This is a genomic window from Serratia sp. CY38905, from assembly GCF_052168875.1.
GTDB classification, from domain to species: domain Bacteria; phylum Pseudomonadota; class Gammaproteobacteria; order Enterobacterales; family Enterobacteriaceae; genus Serratia; species Serratia sarumanii.
Genome location: NZ_JBJNLV010000011.1, coordinates 1 through 15,174, shown reverse-complemented (window position 1 = coordinate 15,174; position 15,174 = coordinate 1). Strand labels below are relative to the sequence as shown.

Genomic DNA, 15,174 nt, shown 5'->3' with positions numbered 1-15,174 from the left:
CCGTGTTTGACATTGGGTTTAGTGAGCTGCTGCTGGTGCTGGTGATCGGCCTGATTGTTCTGGGGCCGGAACGGTTGCCGGTCGCGGTCAGAACGGTGTCGGGCTGGATCCGCGCGCTGCGCTCGCTGGCGGCCTCGGTGCAGCACGAACTGTCTCAGGAACTGAAGCTGCAGGAGCTGCAGGACAGCCTGAAAAAAGCCGAACAGGCCGGCCTGCAGAACCTGACGCCGGAACTGAAGGCATCGATGGATGAGCTGAAAGACGCGGCGGAATCATTGAAACGCACCTACCGGGGCGAGACAGAAGAGCTGGCGAACACCATTCATAACCCGCAGGCCATCGATCCGGAAGCCTTGCACGACGGCGTGACGCCGGCGGAAGCGGCAACCCGCGTCAGTGCGCCCGCCGCCGTGCCAAAACCGGCAGCGGAGCCTGAGGCCGTTGCGGCTGCGTCCCCGGCTACGCCCGTGGCGGCGCAACCGGCCAAAGCACCGGTGGAAACCGCGCCGGCACCTGTCGAACCTGTTGCGGATAAAACCCCAGCGTCTCACCAACCTAGTGGCGATCGTTAATACATGGCTGTTGAAGATACCCAACCCCTTATCAGTCATCTGATAGAGCTGCGCAAGCGGCTGTTGAACTCGATTATTTGCGTGCTGGCGGTGTTCGTGGTGCTGGTGTTTTTCGCCAACGACATCTACCAGCTGGTTTCTGCACCGCTGCTCAAGCAGCTGCCGGCCGGGGCGAGCATGATCGCCACCGACGTGGCGTCACCGTTCTTTACGCCGATCAAGCTGACCATGATCGTCTCGGTGTTTGTCTCCGCGCCGATGATTCTGTATCAGGTGTGGGCATTCATCGCGCCGGCGCTGTACAAGCATGAACGCCGCCTGATGATGCCGCTGCTGGTATCCAGCAGCCTGCTGTTCTACCTCGGCATGGCCTTCGCCTACTTCATCGTGTTCCCGCTGGCCTTTGGCTTCTTTGCCAAGACCGCGCCGATGGGGGTGACCATTGCGACCGACATTAAAAACTACCTCGATTTCGTCATGGCGCTGTTTATGGCGTTCGGCGTCGCCTTCGAAGTGCCGGTCGCCATCATTCTGCTGTGCTGGAGTGGCGTCACCTCGCCGGAAGATCTGAAGAAGAAACGGCCGTATGTATTGGTCGGCGCGTTTGTGGTCGGCATGCTGTTGACGCCGCCGGACGTGTTCTCGCAAACCCTGTTGGCAATACCGATGTATCTGTTGTTTGAAGTGGGGGTATTCTTCGCTCGCTTCTATACCGGCAAGCGTCGTCCGCAAGCGGAAGAAGAAGACGAGGGTGACGAACCCCCAGCCTCCTGATCCATATTGATTGCTAAGCCGCCCATTGGGCGGCTTTTGCTTTGGAAAAAACCATGTTTGATATCGGCGTTAATCTCACCAGCAGCCAATTCGCCAAAGATCGCCAGGCGGTGGTGGAACGCGCCCGCGCCGCGGGCGTGACGGGGATGTTGATTACCGGCACCGATCTGGCGGAGAGCCGCGAGGCCGCCGAATTGGCGCGGCAACATGCGGGCTACTGTTGGTCTACCGCCGGCGTGCATCCGCACTACGCCAGCGGCTGGGATGAACACACCGCCGAGCAGATTTATGCGTTGGCCGCGCGCCCTGAAGTGGCGGCGATCGGCGAATGCGGCCTGGATTTCAACCGCAATTTCTCGACGCCCGCGCAGCAGGAAGCGGCGTTCACCGCGCAGCTGGCGCTGGCGGCGGAGTTGGCGCTGCCGGTGTTTCTTCATTGCCGCGACGCACACGCACGTTTTGCCGAGCTACTGACGCCGTGGTTGGATAAACTGCCCGCGGCCGTGGTGCACTGCTTCACCGGCACCGCCGAAGAATTAACTAGCTGCCTGTTGCTGGGCCTGTCGATCGGGATTACCGGTTGGGTCTGCGACGAGCGGCGCGGCCTGGAATTGCGCGCCCTGTTGCCGCAGATCCCGGCCGAGCGTCTGCTGCTGGAAACTGACGCCCCTTATCTGTTGCCCCGGGATTTACAGCCTAAACCCGCATCTCGCCGCAACGAACCCTGTTTCCTGCCCCATATCGTGCATCAGGTCGCCGTCTGGCGACAGGAAGAGCCGCAATGGCTGGGGCAAAAAACCGATGAGAACGCCCGCCGGCTATTCCGGCTGGTTTGAGCTAGGAGAAAACTATGAGCTATGCATTTCCGGGCACCTTCCCTGGTCGCCGTATGCGCCGCGTGCGCCGTCATGACTTCAGCCGCCGCCTGGTGGCCGAGAACCAACTGACGGTCAACGACCTGATTTATCCGGTGTTTGTCATGGAAGGCAGCAACCGTCAGGAAGAAGTGGCCTCGATGCCGGGCGTATCGCGCATGACGATCGATCTGCTGGTCAAGGAAGCGGAAACCATCGCCAAACTCGGCGTGCCGGTGATCTCCCTGTTCCCGGTGATTGAGCCAGGTCTGAAATCGCTGCATGCGGAAGAAGCCTATAACCCGGAAGGACTGGTGCAGCGCACGGTGCGCGCGCTGAAAGACGCGGTGCCTGAGCTGGGCATTCTGACTGACGTAGCGCTCGATCCCTACACCACGCACGGGCAGGATGGGGTAATCGATGAGCAGGGTTATGTGATTAACGATGTGACCAAAGACATCCTGGTGCGTCAGGCGCTTTCCCATGCCGAAGCGGGCGCGGAAATCGTGGCGCCGAGTGACATGATGGACGGCCGCATCGGGGCGATCCGCGATCGTCTGGAATTGCAGGGTCTGGTGAATACCCAGATTATGGCCTACTCCGCCAAGTATGCTTCCTGTTACTACGGCCCGTTCCGCGATGCGCTGGGTTCCAGCGGCAATCTGAAGGGTGGCAACAAGAAGACCTATCAGATGGATCCGGCCAACAGCGATGAAGCGCTGCAGGAGATTGCACAGGATCTGCAGGAAGGCGCGGATATGGTGATGGTGAAACCGGGCATGCCGTACCTCGACGTTGTGCGCCGCGTGAAGGATACCTTCGGCGTGCCAACCTTCGCTTATCAGGTGTCCGGCGAGTACGCCATGCATATGGCGGCGATTCAGAACGGCTGGCTGCAGGAGCAGCCTGCGGTGATGGAGTCGTTGATGTGCTTCAAACGCGCCGGCGCCGACGGTGTGCTGACCTACTTCGCCAAGCGTGTCGCACAGTGGCTGCATGACGATGCGATGCGTCGCTAAGCGTGAAATGAGCCAACAAAAAGGCGCCTGAGGGCGCCTTTTGCATTACATCTTCTGGAACTGTCGGTTGTCGATGCTTTGGCTGACCTGTTTGTTGATCAGGTTGAGCAACAGCATCGAGCGGGCCTCGCCGTCCGGCTCGGTGTAGATCGCCTGCAGCCCTTCGAACACGCCGTCGACGATCAGGACGGTATCCCCCGGCTGCGGGGTTTCCGGATCGACATAGGTTTCGCTGGCGTGCGTGCGCAGCTCATCGATCACCTTGCTCGGGATGACGCTCGGCAGCGCGCCGAAGCGCACGAAGTGGCTGACGCCGCGGGTGGCGCTGATGGTGGTGGTGTGAATGCGCTCCGGGTCGAACTCCACAAACAGATAGTTGGGAAACAGGGGTTCGCTGACCGCGATACGCTTGCCGCGCACGATCTTTTCCAGCGTGATGATCGGGCTGAGGCAGTTTACCTGCTGCCGTTCCAGATGTTCCTGCGCCCGCAACAGCTGACCGCGTTTGCAATAAAGTAGATACCAGGATTCCATAATTTCACATGCCTTTCTGCCAGCCGGTAAGCATATCAAAAGCGCTTCCGGATACATAGTGATGCAAGTTTCAGCGTGTAACATCACCTATCTCTATGAATTATGCGGCTATTAGCGAGGGGTCACACACTTATCGATACGGCGCTGGTATAACAGAGGGCTAAAAATTTGTTACCGTCACAGTATGGCAAGGCGTTGCGCCACCGGCTGTGACGCTATTCATCGTTTTTGACCGAGGGAAAGATAAATGGAGCTGTTTCTGTTGAGCAACGGCAAGCTGTCTGGCGAAGCCGAGCTGCTGGGGTATGCCAAAAGCCAACTGCTGGCGATGATTGCGCGTCGCGGCATCAAATCCGCCGTCTTTATCCCTTATGCGCTGATCCGTTACGACTACGACCAGCGTGCGCAGGAGCTGGCGCAAACGCTGGGCATTGAAGTCATCAGCATCCATCACGCCGCTTCGCCGGCGGCGGCGATCGCGCAGGCGGAGTGCATTTTGGTCAGCGGCGGCAATACCTGGTTGCTGAACCAAATGCTGCACGAGCAAGGCCTGATCGTGCCCATCCAGCGCGCGGTGCGCGAGCGTGAAGTGCCTTACGTCGGCTGGAGCGCCGGTTGCAACGTGGCCACGCCGAGTATTCGCACCACCAATGATATGCCGGTGCGCTGCAGCGTGGTGCTGCCGGCGCTGGGGCTGTTCCCGGTGCAAATCAACCCGCATTACATCGACGCGCATATCAGCGGCCACATGGGCGAAACCCGTGACGAGCGCCTGGCGGAGTTCTGCGCGATCAACCCAAGTGAATCGGTGGTGGCGCTGCGTGAAGGCAGCCTGCTGCACGTTGAAGGCAACGAGCTGCGTTACTTCAGCGCCAACGGGCAGGGCTTCAAGGTGTTCCGCCACGGCGAGGAGACGCGCGAATATCAGGATACGCGTGCGCTGGCTGCGCTGGTGCCGTTCAACTGCGGCTGAGGGCTACCCGATGGCGGGCGGCGTTAACAAAATTGCAGCAACAACCGTGAAGAGGGCTTATAATGCCCTCCCCACTGGCCGTTATAATGATCAGCATGAAATACCGTGACTTACGCGATTTCCTCTCGTTGCTGGAGAAGAGAGGGGAACTAAAACGCATCAGCCAGCCGATCGATCCTTACCTGGAAATGACGGAGATTGCCGATCGCACCCTGCGGGCGGGCGGCCCGGCATTGCTGTTTGAAAACCCGAAAGGCTACGACATGCCGGTGCTGTGCAACCTGTTCGGCACCGCCAATCGCGTAGCGATGGGCATGGGGCAGGAAGACATCAGCGCGCTGCGCGAAGTCGGCAAACTGCTGGCGTTCCTCAAAGAGCCGGAGCCGCCGAAAGGCTTCCGCGATCTGTTCGACAAAATGCCGAAGTTCAAGCAGGTGCTGAACATGCCGACCAAGGTGCTGGGATCCGCGCCTTGTCAGGAGCAGGTATGGCAGGGCGAGGACGTCGATCTGGGCCGTATTCCGGTGATGCACTGCTGGCCGGAAGACGCCGCGCCGCTGATCACCTGGGGGCTGACGGTGACCCGCGGCCCGCATAAAGAACGGCAAAATCTCGGCATCTATCGCCAGCAGGTGCTGGGCAAGAATAAAGTGATCATGCGCTGGCTGTCGCATCGCGGCGGCGCGCTGGATTATCAGGAGTGGTGCCAGGCGCACCCCGGCGAGCGTTTCCCGGTTGCGGTGGCGCTGGGCGCCGATCCCGCCACCATCCTCGGCGCGGTGACGCCGGTGCCGGATACCCTGTCTGAATACGCTTTTGCCGGGCTGCTGCGCGGCAATAAAACCGAAGTGGTCAAGTGCCTTTCCAACGATCTGGAAGTGCCCGCCAGCGCTGAAATCGTGCTGGAAGGCTATATCGAGCCGGGTGAAATGGCGCCGGAAGGCCCCTACGGCGACCACACCGGTTACTACAATGAAATCGACCAGTTCCCGGTGTTCACCGTCACCCACATCACCCAGCGCCGCAACGCGATCTACCACTCGACCTACACCGGCCGGCCGCCGGATGAGCCGGCGATCCTGGGCGTGGCGCTGAATGAAGTGTTCGTGCCGATCCTGCAAAAGCAGTTCCCGGAAATCGTCGATTTCTATCTGCCGCCGGAAGGGTGCTCGTACCGCCTGGCGGTAGTGACCATGAAGAAACAGTACGCCGGCCACGCTAAACGCGTGATGATGGGTGTCTGGTCGTTCCTGCGGCAGTTTATGTACACCAAATTTGTTATCGTCTGCGATGACGACGTCAATGCGCGCGACTGGAACGACGTAATTTGGGCGATCACCACACGAATGGATCCGGCAAGGGATACCGTTCTGGTGGAGAATACGCCGATCGACTATCTGGACTTCGCCTCACCGGTTTCCGGCCTGGGTTCGAAGATGGGGCTGGACGCCACCAATAAATGGCCGGGTGAAACCGATCGCGAATGGGGCCGTCCGATTCAGATGGATGAAAAGGTACGTGCGCGCGTCGACGAAATCTGGGATGAGCTCGCAATCTTCAGTGACAGGGAACCGACGCTGTAGCGTCAGGCCCTGTTCTCAGCTTTGCATTGATGACCCGACAGAGGGAACGCATGACAATATTGAGCTGTAAAGTGACCTCGGTAGAGGCCATTACCGATACGGTTTATCGGGTACGTCTGGTGCCCGAGCAGCCGTTTTCTTTCAAGGCAGGGCAATATCTGATGGTGGTGATGGACGAGCGCGACAAGCGCCCGTTCTCGCTGGCATCAACCCCGACGCAGCAAGATTACATCGAGCTGCACATCGGCGCTTCGGAGCTGAATCTGTACGCCATGGCGGTGATGGATCGCATCCTGAAAGAGCAGGCGATCACCGTCGACGTGCCGCACGGCGACGCTTGGTTGCGGGAAGAGGGCAGCCGTCCGCTGGTGCTGATTGCCGGCGGCACCGGTTTCTCTTATGCGCGTTCAATCCTGTTGACCGCGTTGGAGCAGCAGCCCGATCGCGATATTTCTATCTACTGGGGCGGGCGTGAGCTGAAGCACCTGTACGATCTGAGCGAGCTGGAAGCGCTGTCGTTGCAGCATCCGAATCTGAAGGTGATCCCGGTGGTCGAGCAGCCGGAAGCCGAATGGCGCGGCCGCAGCGGCACCGTGCTCAGCGCGGTGCTGCAGGATTTCGGCACGCTGGCGGAGCACGACATCTATATCGCCGGGCGTTTCGAGATGGCGAAAATCGCCCGTGAGCGTTTCTGCGCCGAGCGCGGCGCGCTGGAAGCGCATATGTTCGGCGACGCGTTTTCGTTTATCTGACCGATGCGATGCGCAGTGAACGGGGTGGCCGAGGGTCGCCCCGTTTTTATTTGGGCGCCGGCAAACGTCAGGCATAAAAAACCCGCCCCTGACAGGCGGGAAGAACGGCAACTAAACTTGGCGGGATGCCGCGATTTGAAGTGGTGACGCGGTCATCCCAAGATAGACACAGCTAAACGCGTTCAAAGACGGTGGCGATGCCCTGACCCAGGCCGATGCACATGGTCGCCAGGCCGAACTGCGCGTCGCGACGTTCCATGTTGTTCAACAGGGTGGTCGAGATGCGGGAGCCTGAACACCCCAGCGGGTGGCCGAGCGCGATGGCGCCGCCGTTCAGGTTGATCTTGTCGTCGATGCTGTCCATCAGCCCCAGATCCTTGATGCACGGCAGCGACTGGGCGGCGAACGCTTCGTTCAGCTCGAACAGATCGATGTCCTGCACGCTCAGGCCGGCGCGTTTCAGCGCCAGTTTGCTGGCCGGCACCGGGCCGTAACCCATGATGGAAGGATCGCAGCCGACGACCGACATCGAGCGGATGCGGGCGCGTGCCTTCAAACCGAGCGCTTTGGCGCGCGATTCGCTCATCAGCAGCATGGCGGAAGCGCCGTCCGACAGGGCGGAAGAACTGCCGGCGGTGACGGTGCCGTTGACCGGATCGAACGCCGGGCGCAGGGCCGACAGGCTTTCGACGGTGGTTTCCGGGCGAATGACTTCATCGAAATCGTAACGGGTCAGCACGCCATCGGCGTCGTGGCCGTTGGTCGGTATGATCTCGTTTTTAAAGTAGCCGGCCAGCGTCGCCGCATGCGCGCGCTGGTGGGAGCGGGCGGCAAACTCATCCTGCATCTGGCGGCTGATGTTGTGCATCTTGGCCAGCATTTCGGCGGTCAGCCCCATCATCCCGGCGGCTTTGGCCACGCTGCGGCTCAGCCCCGGATGGAAGTCAACGCCGTGATTCATCGGCACATGGCCCATGTGTTCCACGCCGCCGATCAGGCTGACGTTTGCGTCGCCAACCATGATGGCGCGCGCCGCGTCGTGCAGCGCCTGCATCGAAGAGCCGCACAGGCGGTTGACGGTCACCGCCGGCACGCGGTGCGGGATCTCGGCCAGCAGCGCGGCGTTGCGGGCGATGTTGAAGCCTTGTTCCAGCGTCTGCTGCACGCAGCCCCAGTAAATGTCATCGATCTCGGCGGCGTCCAGCGCCGGGTTGCGGCTCAGCACTTCACGCATCAGGTGAGCGGAGAGATCTTCGGCGCGCACCTGGCGGAAGGCGCCGCCCTTGGAGCGGCCCATCGGCGTGCGTACGGCATCAACAATAACTACGTTTTCCATCTTTATGACCTCATGCCGGTTGGCGGGTAGCGACGTCGGACAGCGGTGTCGCCACCGGGTAGTAGCTTTCATTGCGTTCGGCTTTGGCGCGCAGACCGGCCGGCACCTGATACAGGGCGCCGAGGTGTGCGTAACGCTGGGCCAGCTCAACGTAGTTGGCGGTGCCGAGCGTATCCAGGTAGCGGAACGCGCCGCCGTGGAACGGAGGGAAGCCGATGCCGTAGACCAGCGCCATATCGGCTTCCGCCGGGCTGGCGACGATCTTCTCTTCCAGGCAGCGAACCACTTCGTTGATCATCGGGATCATCATGCGCGCGATGATTTCTTCGTCGCTGATGGTCTGGCGCGGTTGGCTCACTTCGGCCAGCAGCACATCGGTCTGCTCGTCGTTGTCCTTGCGCGGCTTGCCTTTGCTGTCCTGGCTATAGCGGTAGAAGCCCAGCTGATTTTTTTGACCGAAGCGCTGGTTGTCGAACATCACGTCAATGGCGTCGCGGTAGTCTTTGCTCATGCGATCCGGGAAGCCGGCGGCCATTACCGCCTGCGCATGATGCGCGGTGTCGATGCCCACGACGTCGAGCAGGTAGGCCGGGCCCATTGGCCAGCCGAACTGTTTTTCCATCACTTTATCGATCTGACGGAAGTCGGCGCCGTCGCGCAGCAGCAGGCTGAAGCCGGCGAAATACGGGAACAGCACGCGGTTGACGAAGAAGCCCGGGCAGTCGTTCACCACGATCGGCGTTTTGCCCATGCGGCTGGCGTAGGCCACCACCTTGGCGATGGTGTCATCGCTGGTCTGTTCGCCGCGGATGATTTCAACCAGTGGCATGCGGTGTACCGGGTTAAAGAAGTGCATGCCGCAGAAGTTTTGCGGGCGCTTCAGCGATTTTGCCAGGTGATTAATCGGAATGGTCGAGGTGTTCGACGCCAGCACGGTGTCCTCACCGATCAGGGTTTCCACTTCCGACAGCACGGCGGCTTTGACTTTCGGGTTCTCGACGACCGCTTCGACGATCACCTGCGCGCGCTCAATGCCGGCGTAGTCCAGCGTCGGCTGAATGGTCGACAGCACCTGTGCCATTTTCAGGCCATCCAGCTTGCCGCGCTCCAGTTGCTTATTGAGCAGCTTGGCCGCTTCGCTCATGCCCAACGTCAGCGACTTGTCGCTGATGTCTTTCATGATCACCGGCACGCCTTTCAGCGCCGATTGGTAAGCGATGCCGCCGCCCATGATGCCGGCGCCCAGCACCGCCGCCTGTTTCGGCGCATCCACATTCTTGGCCAGCTTTTTCGCCTGGCCCTTCACGAACTGATCGTTGAGGAAGATGCCGACCAGCGCGCGCGCTTCGTTGGAACGCGCCAACGGCACGAAGCTGGCGGTTTCCAGTTTCAGCGCTTCATCACGGCCCAGCTTGGCGGCGGCTTCAATGGTTTTCACTGCGGTCATCGGCGCCGGGTAATGTTTCCCGGCAGTCTGCAGCACCATGCCTTTGGCGGTGGTGAAGCTCATCGCCGCTTCAATCGGGCTGAGCTTCAGCGGCTCCAGCTTAGGTTGACGCGCGGCGCGCCAGTCCAGCTTGCCGTCGATCGCCTGTTGCAGCATTTTCAGCGCCGCTTCGGCCAGTTTTTCCGGTGCCACCACCGCATCCACCAGGCCGACTTTCAACGCGTCTTTGGCGCTGACGTCTTTGCCGGCGGCGATGATTTCCAGCGCGCTGTCGTTACCCAGCAGGCGCGGCAGGCGGACGGAACCGCCGAAGCCCGGCATGATACCCAATTTGGTTTCCGGCAGGCCGATGCGCGCGTCCGGTGAGGCGACGCGGAAATCGGTCGCCAGAATGCATTCACAACCGCCGCCGAGCGCATAGCCGTTAATGGCCGAAATGGTCGGCACCGGCAAATCTTCCAGCCGGTTAAAGACGTTGTTGGCGAACACCAGCCACTCTTGCAGCTTTTCAGCCGGTGCGGCGAACAGAGAAAGGAATTCGGTGATATCGGCGCCGACGATAAACGCGGCTTTGGAGGAACGCAGCAGCAGCCCTTTCAGCTCAGGCTGGTTTTCCAGCACGGTGAGCGCTTCGCCCAGGCTGGCGACGGTGCGGGTGTCCAGCTTGTTGACCGAGCCCGGTGCGTTGAACACCAGCTCGGCGATGCCGTTATCGAGCCAGTGCAGTTGTAATGTTTCGCCTTGGTAGAGCATGTCTATCTCCTGAATCAGCGTATGATCTGGTATGACCAGATGATGAGGAGTGTGGTTTTTATGTTAAAAATATGCAAATGAGAGATTGCATATTTGCTGGTCGGATCACATCTCACCAAGTTAGCGTTTTGATTTAAAACGAAGTTATATTTTATGTGCTATCGGCATTTGCTGGCGGTTGTCGGTCTTCATACACTTGCCAGCGGCGATTTATCATTCAGGCGAGGTTAGGCATGAATAAGGCGGCTGGTGTCATGGCGACGACGATGCGGGGCTGACGATGGCACTCGGCTGGCTAAGGTTAAACTGCGGATGTAACGGCATTTGCCGGGAATTGCGAGCTGCTCCGCATGCCCAACGCGATGAGGTTGGTGCGCCGGAGCGCTGTGTTAAGATGACTTCTTTCGTGCTAAGGCATAAGGGTAATGTGATGGAAACGCTGGCTTCTTTGTATAACGACCACCTGGCAGAGCTGCAAAAACGCGCGCGCGAAGTGCTGGAGCGCAACAAGTTGGATGCGCTGCTGATTCACTCCGGTGAACTGCAAAAGGTATTTTTGGACGACCATAGCTATCCGTTCAAAGTGAACGCGCATTTCAAAGCCTGGGTGCCGGTGACGTCGGTGCCGAACTGCTGGTTGTGGATCGATGGCGTCAACAAGCCGAAGCTGTGGTTCTACTCCCCGGTCGACTACTGGCACAGTGTAGAGCCGCTGCCGGACAGTTTCTGGACCAAATCCCTTGAATTGATGCCGCTGGCCAACGCCGATGCTATCGCCCAGCAGCTTCCGCCGCAGCGCGAGCGCGTGGGCTATATCGGTTATGCGCAACAGCGCGCCCGCGATCTCGGCATCCCTTCGGAAAATATCAACCCGAAAGCGGTGTTGAACTACCTGGATTTCCACCGTTCGATCAAAACCGGCTACGAGCTGGCCTGCATGCGCGAAGCGCAGAAGACGGCGGTAACCGGCCATCGTGCGGCGCATGAAGCCTTCCTCTCCGGCATGAGCGAGTTCGACATCAATCTGGCCTACCTCACGGCGACAGGCCACCGCGATACCGACGTGCCTTACGACAACATCGTGGCGCTGAACGAACACGCTTCGGTACTGCACTACACTAAGCTGGATCATCAGCCGCCGGCCGAATCCCTGAGTTTCCTGATCGACGCCGGCGCGGAATACAACGGCTACACCGCCGATCTGACCCGCACCTACGCAGCGCAAAGCGGCAGCGAATTCGCCCATCTGGTGAAAGATCTCAACGGTGAACAGCTGGCGCTGATCGACACCATCAAAACCGGCGTGCGCTATACCGACTACCATGTGCAGATGCACCAGCGCATCGCCAAGCTGCTCAAGAATCACAAGCTGGTGAACGGCCTCAGCGAAGAGGCGATGGTTGAAACGGGCATCACCACGCCGTTCCTGCCGCACGGGCTGGGCCACCCGCTGGGCCTGCAGGTGCACGACGCTGCCGGCTTTATGCAGGACGAGCAAGGCACCCATCTGGCGGCGCCGGCCAAGTATCCGTTCCTGCGTTGTACCCGCGTGTTGCAGCCGGGCATGGTATTGACCATCGAGCCGGGTCTGTACTTCATCGAGTCTCTGTTGGCGCCGTGGCGCAGCGGTGAGTTCAAGCAGCACTTCGCCTGGGATCGCATCGATGCGCTGAAGCCGTATGGCGGCATCCGCATCGAAGACAACATCGTGATCCACGAAAAGCGCATCGAGAACATGACGCGCGATCTGAACCTGGCCTGATGCGGCCGTATCCGATACCGGCGGAAGCAACCTGCTTTACCGAAGAAATAAAGAAGAGCCGTTTTATCACCCTGCTGGCGCCGACCAGCGGGGTAGAAGCGGCAAAGACGTTTATTCAGCAGGTGCGGGATGAACACCCGGCGGCACGGCACCATTGTTGGGCCTTCGTCGCCGGCAGCCCCGATGACTCGCAGCAGTTGGGATTCTCCGACGACGGAGAGCCGTCGGGTACCGCCGGCAAACCGATCCTCGCGCAGCTCATGGGCAGCGGCATCGGGGAAGTGACCGCCGTGGTCGTTCGTTACTACGGCGGTGTCAAGCTGGGCACCGGCGGATTGGTGAAAGCCTATGGCAACGGTGTTCAACAGGCGTTGAAGCAGCTGGCGTTGGCTCAAAAGGTGCCGGAAGCCGAATATATCTTGCAGTGCGACTATGCGCAGTTGGCGTTGGTGGAGAACTTGCTGCAGCAAACCGCAGGTCGGATCCTGCAGGGTGAATACGGCGCCGCTGTCGTGCTGCATCTGGCGTTGCCGGCCACCGAGGTCGAGCTGTTTGGGAATAAATTGCGTGATCTTAGTCGCGGTAATTTGCAATTAACCCCCATTTCGCAATAATTCCTCCCAATTGAATTGCTAAGGATCGTGCTGAAATGCATTTTCGCGCCATAACCCGTATCGTTGGTCTGCTGGTCATCCTGTTCTCCGGGACGATGTTTATTCCCGGCCTGGTGGCATTGATTTACCGCGATGGGGCGGGGCGCGCGTTCAGCCAAACCTTCTTCGTGGCGCTGACCATCGGTCTGATGCTGTGGTGGCCGAACCGCAAACAGAAACACGAACTGAAACCCCGCGAAGGCTTCCTGATCGTCGTGCTGTTCTGGACCGTGCTGGGCAGCGTGGGGGCATTGCCGTTCCTGTTTTCTGAACGGCCCAACTTGTCGCTGACCGACGCCTTCTTTGAATCCTTCTCGGGGCTGACGACCACCGGTGCGACGACGCTGGTGGGACTGGATTCGCTGCCGAAGGCCATTCTGTTCTATCGCCAAATGCTGCAATGGATGGGCGGCATGGGGATCATCGTGTTGGCGGTGGCGATACTGCCGATACTCGGCGTCGGCGGCATGCAGCTGTATCGGGCAGAAATGCCCGGGCCGCTGAAAGATAACAAAATGCGCCCGCGCATCGCCGAAACAGCCAAAACCCTGTGGCTAATCTATGTGTTGCTGACCGTAGCCTGTGCGCTGGCGCTCTGGGGAGCAGGAATGTCGGTGTTCGATGCCATCGGCCACAGTTTCTCGACCATCGCCATCGGCGGCTTTTCTACCCACGACGCCAGTATCGGTTATTACGCCAGTCCGACCATCAACACCATCATCGCCGTGTTCCTGCTGATTTCCGGCTGTAACTACGGCCTGCACTTCGCTTTGCTCAGCGGCCGCAGTCTGAAGGTATATGGGCGCGATCCTGAATTCCGCATGTTCATCTTCGTCCAGCTGACGCTGGTGGTGGTATGCACGTTGGTGCTCTGGGGACATGGCGTCTATAAGAGCGGTATGGAAACGCTCAATCAGGCGTTCTTCCAGGTGGTATCGATGGCGACCACGGCCGGTTTTACGACCGACAGCATCGCCAAGTGGCCGCTGTTCCTGCCGATGCTGTTGTTGTGTTCGGCATTCATCGGCGGCTGCGCCGGCTCGACCGGCGGCGGCCTGAAGGTGATCCGTATTCTGCTGTTGTACCTGCAGGGCTCGCGCGAGTTGAAAAGGCTGGTGCACCCTAACGCGGTCTATACCATCAAATTGGGCAACCGCGCGCTGCCGGAACGCATTCTGGAGGCGGTGTGGGGATTTTTCTCCGCCTATGCGCTGGTGTTCATCGTCAGCATGCTGGCGATCATTGCTACCGGCGTTGATGATTTCTCCGCGTTTGCCGCAGTGACGGCAACGCTGAATAACCTCGGCCCCGGCCTGGGCGTCGTGGCGGATAACTTCACCACGATGCCGGCGGCGGCCAAGTGGATCCTGGTGGTGACGATGCTGTTCGGGCGCCTGGAAGTGTTTACATTGCTGGTGCTGTTTACGCCAACCTTCTGGCGTGAGTGAGCCTGATATAAGGAGTACGCCATGAAGGCATTGATACTTTATTCGAGCCGTGACGGGCAAACACGTGCTATCGCTTCTTATATAGCAAGCAAATTGCAGGATACGCTGCGCTGTGAGGTGATCGATCTGCTGCAGGCGGAACAGGTCGACCTTAATCAGTATCAGCTGGTGATGATCGGTGCTTCTATCCGTTACGGGCACTTTAACCCGGTGTTGGATAAATTCGTCAAACGTCATGCCGAGCAGCTGAATCGAATGCCGAGCGCGTTCTTTGCCGTGAACCTGACGGCGCGCAAACCGGAAAAGCGCTCGCCGCAAACCAACGCTTATACCCGCAAGTTTCTGCTGGCCTCGCCGTGGCAGCCAAAACAGTGCGCGGTGTTTGCCGGCGCATTGCGTTATCCGCGCTATCGCTGGTTCGACCGCATCATGATTCAATTTATTATGCGTATGACGGGTGGTGAAACGGATACCAGTAAGGAAGTGGAATACACCGATTGGCAGCAGGTCGATCGTTTCGCCCAGGAATTTAGCCAGATCCCGTACGAAAAGTGACAAAAACGCGGGTTTGGCCAGCGTTTTGCCGAAAAAAAGCGCGCTTGAAAAGTTTTTTGCATTTAGGGGTTGCGGCCTGCCGAGAACTCCCTATAATGCGCCTCCACTGACCGGGAACAACGACTGACAAGCCGCCGGGTCAGCGAGAAGACAGCGAAA

Annotated in this window: 14 protein-coding genes; 11 read left to right on the top strand and 3 right to left on the bottom strand. The window is 59.6% G+C overall.

Features of this window, described 5'->3' with window-relative positions:
* Positions 1-2: 2 nt before the first annotated feature.
* The 4 genes from tatB to hemB are packed head-to-tail and all read left to right on the top strand — an operon-like array spanning position 3 to position 3,219.
* Complete coding sequence (tatB, locus tag ACJ8MK_RS19890) at positions 3-572, top strand: Sec-independent protein translocase protein TatB (RefSeq protein WP_049234500.1); 570 nt, start codon at positions 3-5, stop codon at positions 570-572.
* Positions 573-575: 3 nt separating this feature from the next.
* Positions 576-1,346, top strand: coding sequence for a Sec-independent protein translocase subunit TatC (gene tatC, locus ACJ8MK_RS19885; RefSeq protein ID WP_033649673.1), 771 nt, complete (start codon positions 576-578; stop codon positions 1,344-1,346).
* Positions 1,347-1,399: 53 nt separating this feature from the next.
* Positions 1,400-2,182 carry a 3'-5' ssDNA/RNA exonuclease TatD gene (tatD, locus tag ACJ8MK_RS19880; RefSeq protein WP_126171083.1) on the top strand — a complete coding sequence of 261 codons (783 nt, stop codon included), beginning with the start codon at positions 1,400-1,402 and terminating at the stop codon, positions 2,180-2,182.
* Positions 2,183-2,196: 14 nt separating this feature from the next.
* The gene (hemB, locus tag ACJ8MK_RS19875; RefSeq protein WP_033636707.1) at positions 2,197-3,219 is read left to right on the top strand and encodes a porphobilinogen synthase; all 1,023 of its coding nucleotides are present in this window, start codon (positions 2,197-2,199) and stop codon (positions 3,217-3,219) included.
* Positions 3,220-3,264: 45 nt separating this feature from the next.
* On the opposite strand, the gene rfaH is transcribed toward hemB, so the two are convergent.
* Positions 3,265-3,753 (bottom strand): transcription/translation regulatory transformer protein RfaH, encoded by a 489-nt coding sequence (rfaH, locus tag ACJ8MK_RS19870; RefSeq protein ID WP_004934466.1) that lies wholly within the window; start codon positions 3,751-3,753, stop codon positions 3,265-3,267.
* Between the two features lie 247 nt (positions 3,754-4,000).
* Here rfaH and pepE point away from each other — a divergent pair, with 247 nt between their 5' ends.
* The 3 genes from pepE (at position 4,001) to fre (ending at position 7,061) form a co-directional block, all read left to right on the top strand.
* Positions 4,001-4,726 (top strand): dipeptidase PepE, encoded by a 726-nt coding sequence (gene pepE, locus ACJ8MK_RS19865; RefSeq protein ID WP_039568041.1) that lies wholly within the window; start codon positions 4,001-4,003, stop codon positions 4,724-4,726.
* Positions 4,727-4,812: 86 nt separating this feature from the next.
* On the top strand, positions 4,813-6,309 hold the full coding sequence (gene ubiD / locus ACJ8MK_RS19860; protein WP_025304926.1) for a 4-hydroxy-3-polyprenylbenzoate decarboxylase: 1,497 nt from the start codon (positions 4,813-4,815) through the stop codon (positions 6,307-6,309).
* 50 nt (positions 6,310-6,359) lie between these two features.
* Positions 6,360-7,061: an NAD(P)H-flavin reductase gene (gene fre / locus ACJ8MK_RS19855; protein WP_004934474.1), complete on the top strand. Its 702-nt coding sequence runs from the start codon at positions 6,360-6,362 to the stop codon at positions 7,059-7,061.
* 172 nt (positions 7,062-7,233) lie between these two features.
* Here fre and fadA read toward each other — a convergent pair whose 3' ends face one another.
* Positions 7,234-8,397 carry an acetyl-CoA C-acyltransferase FadA gene (gene fadA / locus ACJ8MK_RS19850; RefSeq protein ID WP_103774305.1) on the bottom strand — a complete coding sequence of 388 codons (1,164 nt, stop codon included), beginning with the start codon at positions 8,395-8,397 and terminating at the stop codon, positions 7,234-7,236.
* Positions 8,398-8,407: 10 nt separating this feature from the next.
* Complete coding sequence (fadB, locus tag ACJ8MK_RS19845) at positions 8,408-10,597, bottom strand: fatty acid oxidation complex subunit alpha FadB (RefSeq protein ID WP_103799307.1); 2,190 nt, start codon at positions 10,595-10,597, stop codon at positions 8,408-8,410.
* Between the two features lie 430 nt (positions 10,598-11,027).
* On the opposite strand from fadB, the gene pepQ reads away from it, so the two are divergent.
* Genes pepQ through hemG form a run of 4 tightly spaced genes read left to right on the top strand, consistent with a single transcriptional unit; the run spans position 11,028 to position 15,015 of the window.
* Complete coding sequence (gene pepQ, locus ACJ8MK_RS19840; RefSeq protein ID WP_442518000.1) at positions 11,028-12,359, top strand: Xaa-Pro dipeptidase; 1,332 nt, start codon at positions 11,028-11,030, stop codon at positions 12,357-12,359.
* Entirely contained in the window at positions 12,359-12,973 is a 615-nt protein-coding gene (locus ACJ8MK_RS19835; protein WP_033649682.1) for an IMPACT family protein, read from the top strand. Before pepQ ends, ACJ8MK_RS19835 begins: the two co-directional genes overlap by 1 nt.
* A 35-nt stretch (positions 12,974-13,008) precedes the next feature.
* Positions 13,009-14,460 (top strand): Trk system potassium transporter TrkH, encoded by a 1,452-nt coding sequence (gene trkH, locus ACJ8MK_RS19830; protein ID WP_004934492.1) that lies wholly within the window; start codon positions 13,009-13,011, stop codon positions 14,458-14,460.
* Positions 14,461-14,481: 21 nt separating this feature from the next.
* The gene (gene hemG / locus ACJ8MK_RS19825; RefSeq protein ID WP_047569749.1) at positions 14,482-15,015 is read left to right on the top strand and encodes a menaquinone-dependent protoporphyrinogen IX dehydrogenase; all 534 of its coding nucleotides are present in this window, start codon (positions 14,482-14,484) and stop codon (positions 15,013-15,015) included.
* Positions 15,016-15,174: the final 159 nt, after the last annotated feature.

Bases quoted from the DNA above. Each gene is read 5' to 3' on its own strand.
- tatC (WP_033649673.1), top strand. From the start codon at position 576: ATGGCTGTTGAAGATACCCAACCCCTTATCAGTCATCTGATAGAGCTG.
- tatD (WP_126171083.1), top strand. From the start codon at position 1,400: ATGTTTGATATCGGCGTTAATCTCACCAGCAGCCAATTCGCCAAAGAT.
- hemB (WP_033636707.1), top strand. From the start codon at position 2,197: ATGAGCTATGCATTTCCGGGCACCTTCCCTGGTCGCCGTATGCGCCGC.
- rfaH (WP_004934466.1), bottom strand. From the start codon at position 3,753: ATGGAATCCTGGTATCTACTTTATTGCAAACGCGGTCAGCTGTTGCGG.
- pepE (WP_039568041.1), top strand. From the start codon at position 4,001: ATGGAGCTGTTTCTGTTGAGCAACGGCAAGCTGTCTGGCGAAGCCGAG.
- ubiD (WP_025304926.1), top strand. From the start codon at position 4,813: ATGATCAGCATGAAATACCGTGACTTACGCGATTTCCTCTCGTTGCTG.
- fre (WP_004934474.1), top strand. From the start codon at position 6,360: ATGACAATATTGAGCTGTAAAGTGACCTCGGTAGAGGCCATTACCGAT.
- fadA (WP_103774305.1), bottom strand. From the start codon at position 8,397: ATGGAAAACGTAGTTATTGTTGATGCCGTACGCACGCCGATGGGCCGC.
- fadB (WP_103799307.1), bottom strand. From the start codon at position 10,597: ATGCTCTACCAAGGCGAAACATTACAACTGCACTGGCTCGATAACGGC.
- pepQ (WP_442518000.1), top strand. From the start codon at position 11,028: ATGGAAACGCTGGCTTCTTTGTATAACGACCACCTGGCAGAGCTGCAA.
- ACJ8MK_RS19835 (WP_033649682.1), top strand. From the start codon at position 12,359: ATGCGGCCGTATCCGATACCGGCGGAAGCAACCTGCTTTACCGAAGAA.
- trkH (WP_004934492.1), top strand. From the start codon at position 13,009: ATGCATTTTCGCGCCATAACCCGTATCGTTGGTCTGCTGGTCATCCTG.
- hemG (WP_047569749.1), top strand. From the start codon at position 14,482: ATGAAGGCATTGATACTTTATTCGAGCCGTGACGGGCAAACACGTGCT.